Genomic DNA, 13,111 nt, shown 5'->3' on the forward strand with positions numbered 1-13,111 from the left:
GGATGGCGGCGGCCGGACGTCAGGCCGACCAGTCAAGCACGACCTTGCCGGCCGTGCCCGCCTGCGCGGCGGCGAATCCCTGCCGGAACTCCCGGGCGGCGAAGCGGTGCGTGATGACGTCCCGCACGCGCAGGCCGTTGCGCAGCATGGCCAGGCCCTTGCGCCAGGTCTCGAACATCTCGCGCCCGTACACGCCGCGTATCTGCAGGCTCTTGCAGACGATGGCGCTCCAGTCCAGCAGCACCTTTCTCGACGGCAGGCCGAGGCAGGCCAGCCGGCCGCCCGGTGCCATCGCGTCCACCAGCGAATCCAGCGCGGCATTGCTGCCGCTCATCTCGAAGCCGATCTGAAACCCCTGGTCGATCCCGTGCTCCTGGGCTGCTTCCACCAAGCTGGTCTGCTGCAGATCGACGGTCGTCACGTCGACGATGCTGCGCGCCAGGCTCAGGCGCTCGGGGTTGATGTCGGCCAGCAGGATGCGCGCCGCGCCCACATGCCGGGCCACCGCCGCTGCCATGATGCCGATGGGGCCGGCTCCGGTGATGAGCACGTCGTTGCCCGCCAGGTCGAACGACAGCGCAACGTGCACCGCATTCCCCAGCGGATCGAGGATGGCCCCGAGCTCGTCGTCGATGTCGTCGGGCAGCGCGATGACGTTGAACGCCGGCAGCGCCAGGTACTCGGCGAACGCGCCCGGATGGTTCACGCCGACACCGCGCGTGTTGGGGTCCAGGTGAAAGCGGCCCGAGCGCGCCGCCGCGCAGTGCGGATCGATCAGGTGCCCTTCCCCGCTGACGCGCTGGCCCAGGCGCAGGTGCCGCACGCCTGCGCCTTTCTCGACGATCTCTCCCGCGTACTCGTGGCCCGTGACCAGCGGCACGGGCACGGTGCGCTGTGCCCAGTCGTCCCAGTTCCAGATGTGCAGGTCGGTGCCGCAGATGCCCGTCTTGCGGATGCGGATGAGCACCTCGCCGTCTCCCAGCGTGGGCATCGGCACCTCCTGCAGCCACAGTCCGACCGCACTTTCAGCTTTCACAAGCGCAAGCATGGATTCGCTCCTCAAGAAGAACGACAAGCGGCCCCGCGGCCGGTCATCGAAGGGGTGGATGAAGTCGGGGAAAGAGGCTCAACGGCGGGCGTCAAGAATCACCGCGTGCGGCGTTTCGAGATAGCGCCGCAGCAGATCGGGATAGGCCGACGTGCGGTACTTCGACGGCATGGGATTGATGTGCGCCACCGAGGTGAAATCGGCGGCCTTCAGCGCGGCGTCCAGCGATGCAAAGTTCCAGTACCAGGCGGTCACGGTGGCCCTGAAGTCGGAATAGAAAAGATCGAGCTTCACGCGGGTGCCGTCCGCATGCGCAGGCGTCTGCGTCATTGCGAAACCATAGGGCGCGTAGTACGCGGGGTCGGGATCGAAATCGGGATGGATCGGCAGCGTCACAAGGCGACCGCCCGGCTTCAGCACGCGCCCCATGTCGGCGCACATCTTGTGCAACGCCGGCTGGTCGCTCGCATAGGGCAGCACATACACGCCCAGGACCAGATCGAACTGCTGGTTCAGTTCGGTCGAGAGGTTGTTGACATAGTCGATGCCCAGCGGTGCTTCGCGCTCCATGCGGCGGGCGTGGGCCAGCATGCCTTCCGCCTCGTCGAAGCCCACGACACGCGCGGCGCCCAGCTTCCTGAGAATGCGCGAATAGGTGCCGTCGCCGCATCCGAAATCCAACACATGCTTGCCTTTGACATCTCCCAATGTCTCCAGGATGCTGGGCGTTTCGATCTCCTTGCGAAATGGCCAGGACGCCATGTTCTCGTAGAGCGCGGACAAATCGTCGAACTGGCTGTGCGTTGAATCGGACATGCGTTTTCCTTCAGGGTGGTGGCTGAACACAAAGAAATCCATGCGGCCTTGCAGGGCGCGCCGCATGAATTCACGGGTAACAGGCAACCCCACGCGCCGCCGCTGGACAGGCGTTCCTCCTGGGGTGACGGAAACGGATCTCGCGCGACGGCGAAACCGGTGGGACACGAGGTCCGCGGCGTCTGGAGGCCGCGAACGCGGAAGCTCTCAAGCCGGCAGAGAAGGTCGGACTACCTATCTCTTTCGAGAACGAATGGCGGCAAGCGGCGAGGCCGGATTGCGGTGGGGTGAGCGGCTCCGCGCAAGGCGGACACCGTCAGAAAGAAGAAGCTCAACGAAGACAATGCTGGCAGCCATTCCAGGACCTCCAAGGCACATTGCGATTTGTAAGCGGATGAAACTTTAGAGGGCGAGTCAGGGAAAGTAAAGACTGCCAATCGGCTCATGCCGTTCGTTCCACTGCGCAGGCTGCAGGATCCGGAAACCTTGGTTCTATCTGGAAAAAATCCCTGTCCGGAAATGCATGGTTAAGGATGCTTTCAAGCCATGGAATTGTGAATAAATCGCGAGGAAAAAATCCTGGCTCTCGCTGAATTTTTCCTGGACGCGTGTGTGGATTTTTTCGCCCGCGGGTCGAAGCGCTCGGAATTTCACTCGCGCCTTCAGGCGTAAAAAAACCCGGTGCCTCAACAGCACCGGGTCATCGCACAGCCCGAGGGTCCGTCAGAGCTTCGCGATCGAAACTTCAGTCGACTTCACGAGGGCGACCACGTCGGAGCCGACCTTCAGCTGCAGCTCGTCGACCGAGCGCGTGGTGATGACCGAGGTGACGATGCCCCAGGCGGTCTCGACATCGACTTCGGAAACGACATCGCCGCGGATGATCTCGCGGACCTTGCCCTTGAACTGGTTGCGGACGTTGATGGCTTGGATGGACATGATGGGTTCTCTTTCAGGTGCGGGTGGATGGGGAAAGGGTGGAAGGTGAAGCAGGAAGATGGCGCGCCCTTCAGACGATCTCGGCCACGTCGTCGAACGACAGGCGCGGCCCACGCTCGAAGGTGCCGGCGTGGTCGGCCACACCGAGGTTGACAAGGAAGTTCGCGCGGTAGCGTCCGTCGGGGAAGAAGGCCTTGTCGATCAGGTCGGCGTTGAAGCCGGACTGCGGCCCCGCGTCTAGCCCGAGCGCGCGTGCCGCCAGGATCAGGTAGGCGCCCTGCAGGCTGCTGTTGCGAAAGGCCGTGGCCCGCGCGGCCTCGGCGCTCTTCTCGAAGAAGGGCTTGGCGTCGTAGGCCGGGAACTGCGTGGGCAGATGTTCGTAGAAGCGCGTGTCGTGCGCCACGATCACCGTCACGCCGGCCTGCAGCGTCTGCGCGGTGTTGCCCGCCGACACGGCCGGTTTCAGCTTCGCCTTGGCTTCCTCGCTTCGCACGAACACGTAGCGTGCCGGCTGCGCGTTGTAGGCGGTCGGGCCCCACTTCACGAGGTCGTAGAGCTGGTGGATCAGTGCGTCGGTCACGGGCACCGGCTTGAAGGCGTGCACGGTGCGCGCCTTGCGGAACAGCTGGTCGAGCGCGGCGTCGGGAATGGCTTGCAGTGTGGTCATGTCTTGCACCGGCGTGTCAGTTCGAGGCGGCAGCGAGCGCGTGGTCGAGATCTGCGATCAAGTCGTCGATGTGCTCGATACCCACCGACAGGCGCACCGTGTCTTCCGTCACGCCGGCGCGGGCCAGCTCTTCGGGCGACAGCTGCCGGTGCGTGGTCGACGCGGGGTGCGTGGCCAGCGAGCGCACGTCGCCGATGTTCACCAGGCGCGTGAAGAGCTTGAGCGCATCGAGGAACTTCGCCCCACCCTCGCGGCCCGAGCCGATGCCGAAGGTCAGCACGCCGCTCGAACGGCCGCCGAAGTACTTCTTCGCCAGCGGGTAGTCGGCATGGTCTTCGAGCGCGGCGTAGTTCACCCAGTCGACGGCCTTGCTCTGCTTCAGGTGCTGCGCCACCGCGAGCGCGTTGCTGCTGATGCGGTCCATGCGCAGCGCCAACGTCTCGATGCCCTGCAGGATCAGGAACGCGTTGAACGGCGAGATGGCCGCACCCGTGTTGCGCAGCGGCACCACGCGCGCACGGCCGATGTACGCGGCCGGGCCCAGCGCCTCGGTGTAGACCACGCCGTGGTAGCTCACGTCGGGCTCGTTCAGGCGCTTGAAGCGTTCCTTGTGCTCGGCCCACGGGAACTTGCCCGAATCGACGATGGCGCCACCGATGCTGGTGCCGTGGCCGCCCAGGTACTTGGTGAGCGAGTGCACGACGATGTCAGCGCCGTGCTCGATGGGCCGGCTCAGGTACGGCGAGGGCACGGTGTTGTCGACGATCAGCGGCACGCCGTGGCGGTGCGCGATCTCGGCGATGGCCGCGATGTCGGTCACGTTGCCGGCTGGGTTGCCGAGCGACTCGACGAACACCGCCTTGGTCCGGTCGTCGAACAGCTTCTCGAAGCTGGACGGGTCGCGGTGGTCCGCGAAGCGCGTAGTGATGCCGAACTGCGGCAGCGTGTGGGCGAACAGGTTGTAGGTACCGCCGTACAGCGCCGTGCTGCTGATGATGTTGTCGCCGGCCTCGGCGATGGTCTGGATCGCATAGGTCACGGCCGCCTGCCCCGAGGCCAGCGCCAGCGCCGCAATGCCGCCTTCGAGCGCGGCCACGCGCTGCTCCAGCACGTCCTGCGTCGGGTTGTTGATGCGCGTGTAGATGTTGCCCGGCACCTTCAGGTCGAACAGGTCCGCGCCGTGCTGCGCGCTGTCGAAGGCATAGGCCACCGTCTGGTAGATCGGCGGCGCCACGGCGCGCGTGGTCGGTTCAGGCGAATAGCCGGCGTGCACCGACAGGGTTTCGAATTTCCAGTTCTGCGACATGAAGAGGACCTTTCGGAAAAACGGAAGGAAGAGCGGAAGGGAAAGCGGATGGGAATGAAGAGGCTCAGACCGCCCAGCGCAGGGCATGCGCGGGCGTGGCCAGCCAGCTGGCGTCGGTGCTCTCGGCATCGGTCTCTTCGGACTTCTGCAGCACCCTGTCGAGGATTCGTTTTTCGATGGCGGCAAAGGCCGGGTCGCCTTGCGAGCGCGGACGCGCCAGCGCGATGTTCTCGTCGAGCGCGATGCGACCGTCCTCGATGAGGATCACGCGGTCGGCCAAGGCCACGGCTTCCTGCACGTCGTGCGTCACCAGCAGCGCGGTGAAACGGTGGCGCTGCCACAGGTTCTCGATGAGGCGGTGCATCTCGATGCGCGTGAGTGCGTCGAGCGCGCCCAGCGGTTCGTCGAGCAACAGCAGGCGCGGGTGATGCACCAGTGCGCGCGCCAGGGCCACGCGCTGGCGCTGGCCGCCCGACAGGCGCGCCGGCCACTCGTTCTCGCGATCGGCCAGGCCGACCTGCGCGAGCACTTCCTTGCCGCGCGCCTTGGCATCGTTCGGCAGGCCCAGCGTCACGTTGTCGAGCACGCGGCGCCAGGGCAAGAGGCGCGCCTCCTGGAACATGATGCGGGTGTCGTCGTGCAGGCCGTCGACGGCCTTGCCGTCGGTGTAGAGCGCACCGGCGCTGGCCTCTTCCAGGCCCGCGATCAGCCGCAGCAGCGTGCTCTTGCCACAACCGCTGCGCCCGACGATGGCGATGAACTGGCCCGGCTCGATGGTGAGCTGCGTGTTGCGCAGCACGTCGCGCGCGCCGTAGCGCTTGTGCAGGCCGCGCGCCTCCAGGCGCACGCCGCCGGCAATGGCCTGGGGTTGGATGTCTTTCAGAACGGCACTCATGGACTCAGGCCCCGGGGTTGAAAAGCGCCACATTCAGCGCATTGATTTTTCTGGGCAGCAGCTTCTCGGCGAAGAAGGCATCGGCGATGCGTTGCTGCTCGGCGAGGCCACCCGCCGCCACCGGTCGCACCGCGTAGCTGCGGCGGCTGTTGGCCTGCTCGATGGTCGGGGCGTCGAGCCCCCACACGGGTGAGAGCAAGGCCGCCGCCTCCTTCGGGTTCTGCTTGACCCACTTGCCGGTCTTTTCCAGTTCGGCGTAGACCACGCGCAGCACGTCGGGCCGCGCCTTCGCGAACTTGGTGCTCGCCAGGTAGTAGCGCTGGTACGACGCGATGCCCGCGCCGTCGGCCAGGATGCGCACCTTCGACTGGCGCTGGGCCGCGGCCAGGAACGGGTCCCACACGACCCAGGCGTCGATGGCGCCCTTCTCGAAGGCGGCGCGGCCATCGGCCGGCGTGAGGTATGCAGGCTCGATGTCCTTGAACGACAGGCCGGCCTTTTCCAATGCGGCGATCAGCAGGTAGTGCGCGCCGGCCGCCTTGGCGAATCCGACCTTCTTGCCTTTCAGATCGGCCACGGTCTTGAGCGGCGATTCGTCGCGCACGACGATGGCCTGCGCGGCCGGCGACGGTGCTTCCTGCGCGAGAAAGGTCAGCTCGGCGCCTGCGGCCTGCGCGAACACCGGCACGGTGTCGGCCACGTCGGCGCTGATGTCGAGGTTGTCGAGGTTCAGCGCTTCGAGCAGCGGCAGGCCGCTGGTGAATTCGTGCCAGCTCAGCGTCACGTTCAGCGGCGCGAGCTGCTTCTCGAGCGTGCCCTGCACCTTCAACAACGCGATCAGCGTGGACGACTTCTGGTAGCCGAGCCGCACGGTGGCGGGGCGTTGCTGCTGCGCGAACACCGCAGTGGCGCCGAGCGCCCCCAGTGTGGCGATGGCCGTGCGTCGGGAAATGGTGTGGTTCATGTGCCCTGCCCTCACTTCGCCGGCTTCTTCTGGTAGCCGGGATGCCAGCGCAGCCACCACTGCTCCAGGCCGCGCGCGAACAGGTCGGCCAGCTTGCCGAGCAGCGCGTACAGCAGGATGCCCACGAGCACGATGTCGGTCTGCAGGAACTCGCGGGCGTTCATCGTGAGGTAGCCGATGCCGGCCTGCGCCGAGATGGTCTCGGCCACGATCAGGATCACCCACATCAGGCCCAGCGAGAAACGCAGGCCCACCAGGATCGACGACAGTGCGCCCGGCAGGATCACCTCGCGGTACAGCTGCCAGCGCGAGAGACCGTAGGTGCGTCCCATCTCGATGAGCTGCGGGTCGACGTTGCGGATGCCATGGAAGGTGTTCAGGTAGATCGGGAAGAACACCGACACCGAGATCAGGAACAGCTTGGCCGATTCGTCGATGCCGAACCAGAGGATCACCAGCGGAATCAGCGCGAGCGCGGGGATGTTGCGCACCATCTGGATGGTCGAATCGAGCAGCGTCTCGAAGAACTTCACCGAGCCGGTGAGCAGGCCCAGCGCCAGCCCCGCGCCGCCGCCGATGGCCAGCCCCGCGAGTGCACGGCCCGCGCTGACCTTCACGTGCGTCCACAGCTCGCCGGACACGGTGAGCGTCCACGCGGCCTTGACCACGTCGAGCGGTGCCGGCAGCACGCGCGTGCTGAGCCAGCCCAGCGACGAAGCGATCTGCCAGACGACGATCAGCCCCACGGGCACCAGCCACGGGATGAGCCGCTTCGCGACGTTGAGGCCGAAGCCTCGCAGCGAGCCGCCGGCGTCCCCGCTGTTCGATGCCGGCGCCACCGCCGGCAACTCCTGTACTTGTTCAGTCATGCCGGTCCTTAGCTTTGCGAGACGAGCCGCGATGGCGCATCGAGGTTGGCGACGACCTCGCCGAAGGGGCCGCTCAGCGAGCCGCCCGCCAGTTGCGTGCGCGCCTTGCGCGAGAGCAGCGGGAACACCAGCTCGGCGAAGCGGTAGGCCTCTTCGAGGTGCGGATAGCCCGAGAAGATGAACTTGCCGATGCCCAGCGCGGCGTACTCCTCGATGCGCGCCGCCACGGTCTTGGCATCGCCGACCAGCGCCGTGCCCGCGCCGCCGCGCACCAGGCCCACGCCGGCCCAGAGGTTGGGCGCGATCTCCAGATCGGCCCGCCCGCGCTTGGCGCCGCCCGCATGCAGCGCGGCCATGCGGCGTTGGCCTTCGGAATCCATGCGCGCAAAGGCGGCCTGCGCACGCGCGACGGTCTCGTCGTCGACACGGCTGATGAGTTCTTCGGCGGCCTTCCAGGCGGCGTCTTCGGTTTCGCGCACGATCACGTGCAGGCGGATGCCGAATTCGACGGTGCGGCCCTGGCGTTCGGCGCGTGCACGCACGTCGGCGATCTTCTTGGCCACTTCCGCGGGCGGCTCGCCCCAGGTCAGGTAGGCGTCGACCTGCTCGGCGGCGAGGTCATGCGCCGCAGCGGACGAACCACCGAACCACACGGGCGGATGCGGTTTCTGCACCGGCGGGAACAGCAGACGCGCGCCCTTCACGCTCAGGTGCTTGCCCTCGAAATCGAAGGTGCCGGTTTCGTGGCTGCGGGTGATGATCTCGCGCCAGATGCGGATGAACTCGGCCGACTGCTCGTAACGCGCCGCGTGGTCGAGGTACACGCCGTCGCCTTCCAGTTCGGCCTGGTCGCCACCTGTGACGAGGTTCACGAGCAGGCGACCGCCCGAGAGCCGGTCGAAGGTCGCGGCCATGCGCGCGGCCAGGCTGGGCTGGTGCAGGCCCGGTCGCACCGCGACCAGGAACTTGAGCTTCTTTGTCGCGCCGATCAGGCTGGAGGCGATCACCCACGGGTCTTCGCAGGAGCGGCCGGTAGGAATGAGCACGCCTTCGTAGCCGAGGTGGTCGGCGGCGCCGGCGATCTGTTGCAGGTACGGCAGGTCGACGGCGCGCGCGCCTTCGCTCGTGCCGAGGTAACGGCTGTCGCCGTGCGTGGGGAGGAACCAGAAGATCTGCATCGGAGGGCTCTCGTTCGTTTCGCGTTCGTTTCGTTCAGAGGGCAAAAAGAGGAAGGCGGCCGGCGGGCGCGGCCACCACGCCCCAGGCGCGCGCCGTGACGGCGAGCACCTGGCCGGCGCGTTCGGGCAAGACGCTCGACATGGCCATCACGCGATCCCCGCGCCGGCGGCCTCGAGCACGTTGATCTTTCGGGGGATCAGCTTGAGCGAGAAGAAGGTGTCGGCGATCTGCTGCTGCTCGGCCAGGATGGCCTTGGTGATCGGGGCGGTGCCGTAGGCCGTGCGGCTTTGCGACAGGTCGGCCACCGCCTTGGGCAGGCCCCACAGCGCCGACAGCTCGGCGGCCAGTTCGTTGCGATGGGCCGAGCCCCACTGGTCGACCTTGTTGATCTCTTCGATCGCGATGGCCAGCACGTCGGCGTTCTTTGCGACGTAGTCGAGCGACGAGAAGTAGTAGGCGCGGTTGCCCACGACACCCACGGCGTCGGCCAGGATGCGCGCGTCGAGCGACTGCTGCGCGGCGGCCAGGAACGGGTCCCAGATCACCCAGGCGTCGACCGAGCCCTTCTCGAAGGCGGCGCGCGCGTCGGCCGGCGGCAGGTAGACCAGGTTCAGGTCGCTGTACGCCAGGCCGTGCTTCTCGAACAGCTTGACGATGAAGTAATGGACGTTCGAGCCCTTGTTGAGCGCGATCTTCTTGCCCTTGAGGTCGGCCACGGTCTGGATGGCGGAGCCCTTGGGCACCAGCACCGCCTCGGTCTTCGGGCGTGGCACCGTGGCCCCCACGTAGGCGAGCGGCGCGCCGGCGGCCTGCGCGAAGATGGGTGGTGCTTCGCCGACATCGCCGAAGTCGATCGAGCCGACGTTCAGCGCTTCGAGCTGCACGGGGCCAGCGGTGAACTCGGTCCACTTCACGGTGACGCCCAGCGGCGCGAGGCGCTTTTCGAGCGTGCCGCGGCCCTTGAGCAGGCTCAGGTAGCCCTTCTGGTGGCCGATGCGGAACTGGCGCGCGGGAGCCTGCGCCAGTGCAGCGAACGACGACGGCAGCGCGAGGGCGGCGGCCGCGCCCTGGAGCAGGCGGCGGCGGGGAATGGCAATGCGGGTCATGCGGAGTGATCCTTTGAAACTGCTCAGGGCTGGGCCGTGACGACGGCGTCGCTGACCTTGATGGGCTTGGGAATGAGCTTCAGCGCGTGGAAGGTGTCGGCGATCTGCTGCTGGTCGGCCGCGACGGCGGCGGTGATCGGCTTCACGTTGAACTCGTAGCGGCGCAGTGCCAGCTCGACCACGTCCACCGGCAGGCCCTGCAGCGGCGCGATCAGCTCGGCGGCCTGGCGCAGGTTCTTCTTGAGCCAGATGCCCTGCTCCACCGAGTCGGCGAACAGCGCGTCGATCACCTTCGGGTTGTTCTTCACGAAGCCGCGCTCGCCCAGGTAGTACTGGTAGTTGTTGACCACGCCGGGGGTGCCATCGGCCAGCACTCGGGCGCCGGTGGCCTTCTCGGCGGCGGCCTGGAACGGGTCCCAGATCACCCAGGCGTCGACGTTCTTGCTCTCGAAGGCGGCGCGGCCGTCGGCGGGTGCGAGGTACACGGGCTGGATGTCGGACAGCTTCAGGCCGTTCTTCTCCAGCTGCTTCACCAGCAGGTAGTGCACGTTGCTGCCCTTGTTGAGCGCGACCTTCTTGCCCTTGAGGTCGGCGACCGACGCGATGGGCGAATCCTTCGTGACGAGGATGGCTTCGGCGCGCGGCGCGGCCGGGTCGTAGCCGAAGTAGACGAACTTCGCACCCGCGGCCTGCGCGAAGATGGGCGGCGCCTCGCCGACATAGCCCACGTCGACCGCGCCCACGTTCAGCCCTTCGAGCAACTGCGGCCCGGCTGGGAACTCGACCCACTTCACGCCGAAGCCCAGCGGTGCGAGCTTCTTCTCGAGCGTGCCCTGTGCCTTCTGCAGCACGAACAGGCTGGCCGACTTCTGGTAGCCGATGCGCAGCTCGCCCTTGCCCTTGGTCTGGGCATGCGCCGAGGCGGCGGCGATGAAGCTCACGATCAGCGCGATGGCAGTGACGACGATGGCGCTCACGGCCAGGTCGCGCAGCGCCTGCCAGAAGGAGCGCGGCGGGACTTCGAACACGGAGTCTTCGGGAGCGACGGGGGTCATGCGGAATTCCTTGGTGCAAAAACGAGAGGCAAAGCGATCCCCCGGCCGCACACAGGCGGCGTCGAAAAACGGGGGACGGAAAGAGGTCTGGCGGGGCCGGGTTCAGCGAGGAACCCGGTCGTCAAACGCTACATCGCACACGGGAGAAAGGAACCGGCTCGAAGCCGTGGGTGGCCGGCAGCTTCAGGCCTTCGGTCGCCAACACCTCGACGGCCTCGTTGAGTCGCTCCGCCAGGTCGTGGTGCACCTGGTAGGCGTTCTCGGGTGTCAGCGCGATCTGCGAATCGCTCGCGTAGACACCCGGCAGGATGTGGCGCGCCGACAGCGACTGCAGCACGGGGCGCAGTGCGTAGTCGAGCGCGAGCATGTGGTGCGGGCTGCCGCCGGTGGCCAGTGGCAGCACCGTCTTGCCCTTGAGTGCGTTCTGCGAGAGCAGATCGAGAAAGACCTTCAGCACGCCGCTGTAGGCCGCCTTGTAGACCGGCGTCGCCACCACGATCACGCGGGCCGCCGCCACCTGGGCAACGGCGCGCTCGATGGCCGGATGCGCCCATTCGGCCAGCAGCAGCGCCTGCGCCGGCAGGTCGCGGATCGCGAGCCGCTCGATGCGCGCATGGCGTTGGGCCAGCCGCTCGCCCACCGCGTCGAGCAAGGCGGTGGAGCGGGACGGGGCCGAGGGACTGCCGGCAATCAGGAGAACGGACACGAGAAACTTTCGTTGGTCTTCAGGGGAAATTCAGGACGAAACGATCCCCGGCGCCCTCCCACGGGGTGCCACCAGCGATCGATTCCGGAACTGCTGCGCTTACTTCTGCTTGGGTGCGTAGATCTGGTCGAAGGAGCCGCCGTCTGCAAAGTGCTCCTTGTCCGCTTTCGCCCAGCCACCGAAGGCCTGGTCGATGGTCACCAGCGTCAGCTTGGGGAACTGCTTGTCGTACTTGGCCTTGGCCTTGTCCGAGGTCGGGCGGTAGAAGTTGCGGCCGGCGATGTCCTGGCCTTCGTCGGAGTACAGGTACTTCAGGTACTCCTCGGCCACGGCGCGCGTGCCCTTCTTGTCGACGACCTTGTCGACCACCGCCACGCTGGGCTCGGCCAGGATCGACAGCGAGGGCACGACGATCTCGAACTTCTCGGGGCCGAATTCCTTCAGCGCCAGGAAGGCCTCGTTCTCCCAGGCCAGCAGCACGTCGCCCACACCGCGCTGCACGAAGGTGATCGTGGAGCCGCGCGCGCCGGTGTCGAGCACGGGCACGTTCTTGTACAGGTTGCCGACGAATTCCTTGGCCTGCGCCTCGCCACCGTACTTGCGCTTGGCGAATTCCCAGGCGGCCAGGTAGTTCCAGCGGGCGCCACCCGAGGTCTTGGGGTTGGGGGTGATGACCTGCACGCCGGGCTTGATCAGGTCGCTCCAGTCCTTCAGGCCCTTGGGGTTGCCCTTCTTCACCAGGAACACGATGGTCGAAGTGTAGGGCGCGGAGTTGTGCGGCAGGCGTTTTTGCCAGTCGGCCTTGACGAGGCCGCCGTGCGTGGCCAGCGCGTCGATGTCGCCGCCGAGCGCCAGCGTGGCCACGTCGGAGTCAATGCCGTCGATGATCGAGCGCGCCTGCTTGCCCGAGCCGCCGTGCGACTGCTTGATGCTCACGTCCTGCCCGGTCTTGGCCTTCCAGTACTTGGCGAAGGCCTGGTTGTAGTCCACATACAGCTCGCGGGTCGGGTCATACGACACGTTGAGCAGCGTCACGGGACCCTTGGCACCCGCCGCACCCTGGGAAAACGACGGCAATGCCGACAGGGCCAAGGCACCGGCCACGCCGGCACCCAGGGAAAGCTTGATAAAGTCGCGGCGAAGGCTCATGGTGTCTTGCTCTTAAAAAGGCATATCAATGAAGCCACGTATTCTGAATACGACATATAGGAACTGGAACGACCAAGTTTTCAGTTCTAAATAGCCAAATCAACTAAGCACCCGCTTTCCCCCACAAGAGGCAATCAAATGGCACGCATGGTTCAGTGCATCAAGCTCGGCAAAGAGGCCGAAGGACTCGACTTTCCGCCGTACCCCGGCGACCTGGGCAAGCGCCTGTGGGAAAACGTCAGCAAGGAAGCTTGGGCCGCTTGGCTCAAGCAGCAGACCATGCTGGTCAATGAAAACCGGCTGAACCTGGCCGACCTGCGCGCCCGCCAGTACCTGGCACGCCAGATGGAAAAGCACTTCTTCGGCGAAGGCGCCGACGTGGCGCAAGGCTACGTTCCCCCTGCAGCCTGAG

At 66.5% G+C, this 13,111-nt stretch carries 14 protein-coding genes; 1 reads left to right on the forward strand and 13 read right to left on the reverse strand.

Annotated elements, in window-relative coordinates:
- Positions 1-19: 19 nt before the first annotated feature.
- The 13 genes from tdh to D3H34_RS20365 form a co-directional block, all read right to left on the reverse strand.
- Entirely contained in the window at positions 20-1,048 is a 1,029-nt protein-coding gene (gene tdh / locus D3H34_RS20305; protein ID WP_119556051.1) for an L-threonine 3-dehydrogenase, read from the reverse strand.
- Positions 1,049-1,126: 78 nt separating this feature from the next.
- Positions 1,127-1,930 (reverse strand): class I SAM-dependent methyltransferase, encoded by an 804-nt coding sequence (locus D3H34_RS20310; RefSeq protein WP_286185975.1) that lies wholly within the window; start codon positions 1,928-1,930, stop codon positions 1,127-1,129.
- 657 nt (positions 1,931-2,587) lie between these two features.
- A complete protein-coding gene (locus D3H34_RS20315; RefSeq protein WP_007829250.1) occupies positions 2,588-2,803 on the reverse strand; it encodes a TOBE domain-containing protein in 216 nt (71 codons plus the stop codon).
- Between the two features lie 70 nt (positions 2,804-2,873).
- Positions 2,874-3,470, reverse strand: coding sequence for a malonic semialdehyde reductase (locus D3H34_RS20320; RefSeq protein ID WP_119556053.1), 597 nt, complete (start codon positions 3,468-3,470; stop codon positions 2,874-2,876).
- A gap of 16 nt (positions 3,471-3,486) precedes the next feature.
- Positions 3,487-4,776 (reverse strand): O-acetylhomoserine aminocarboxypropyltransferase/cysteine synthase family protein, encoded by a 1,290-nt coding sequence (locus D3H34_RS20325; protein ID WP_119556054.1) that lies wholly within the window; start codon positions 4,774-4,776, stop codon positions 3,487-3,489.
- A 64-nt stretch (positions 4,777-4,840) separates the two neighbouring features.
- Positions 4,841-5,671, reverse strand: coding sequence for an ATP-binding cassette domain-containing protein (locus tag D3H34_RS20330; RefSeq protein ID WP_119556055.1), 831 nt, complete (start codon positions 5,669-5,671; stop codon positions 4,841-4,843).
- A gap of 4 nt (positions 5,672-5,675) precedes the next feature.
- On the reverse strand, positions 5,676-6,635 hold the full coding sequence (locus D3H34_RS20335) for an aliphatic sulfonate ABC transporter substrate-binding protein (RefSeq protein WP_119556056.1): 960 nt from the start codon (positions 6,633-6,635) through the stop codon (positions 5,676-5,678).
- Between the two features lie 11 nt (positions 6,636-6,646).
- Positions 6,647-7,504, reverse strand: a complete 858-nt coding sequence (gene ssuC / locus D3H34_RS20340; protein ID WP_119556057.1) for an aliphatic sulfonate ABC transporter permease SsuC — start codon at positions 7,502-7,504, stop codon at positions 6,647-6,649.
- Positions 7,505-7,512: 8 nt separating this feature from the next.
- Entirely contained in the window at positions 7,513-8,682 is a 1,170-nt protein-coding gene (ssuD, locus tag D3H34_RS20345) for an FMNH2-dependent alkanesulfonate monooxygenase (RefSeq protein ID WP_119556058.1), read from the reverse strand.
- A 147-nt stretch (positions 8,683-8,829) separates the two neighbouring features.
- Positions 8,830-9,789 (reverse strand): sulfonate ABC transporter substrate-binding protein, encoded by a 960-nt coding sequence (locus tag D3H34_RS20350; RefSeq protein WP_119556059.1) that lies wholly within the window; start codon positions 9,787-9,789, stop codon positions 8,830-8,832.
- A 23-nt stretch (positions 9,790-9,812) separates the two neighbouring features.
- Complete coding sequence (locus D3H34_RS20355; RefSeq protein ID WP_119556060.1) at positions 9,813-10,844, reverse strand: sulfonate ABC transporter substrate-binding protein; 1,032 nt, start codon at positions 10,842-10,844, stop codon at positions 9,813-9,815.
- A gap of 121 nt (positions 10,845-10,965) precedes the next feature.
- Positions 10,966-11,550: an NADPH-dependent FMN reductase gene (gene ssuE / locus D3H34_RS20360; protein ID WP_119556061.1), complete on the reverse strand. Its 585-nt coding sequence runs from the start codon at positions 11,548-11,550 to the stop codon at positions 10,966-10,968.
- A gap of 99 nt (positions 11,551-11,649) precedes the next feature.
- Positions 11,650-12,699: a sulfate ABC transporter substrate-binding protein gene (locus D3H34_RS20365; protein WP_119556062.1), complete on the reverse strand. Its 1,050-nt coding sequence runs from the start codon at positions 12,697-12,699 to the stop codon at positions 11,650-11,652.
- A 138-nt stretch (positions 12,700-12,837) separates the two neighbouring features.
- Between D3H34_RS20365 and D3H34_RS20370 the strand changes: the two genes are divergently transcribed.
- On the forward strand, positions 12,838-13,110 hold the full coding sequence (locus D3H34_RS20370) for an oxidative damage protection protein (protein ID WP_119556063.1): 273 nt from the start codon (positions 12,838-12,840) through the stop codon (positions 13,108-13,110).
- Position 13,111: the final 1 nt, after the last annotated feature.

It is taken from the genome of Acidovorax cavernicola (assembly GCF_003581445.1).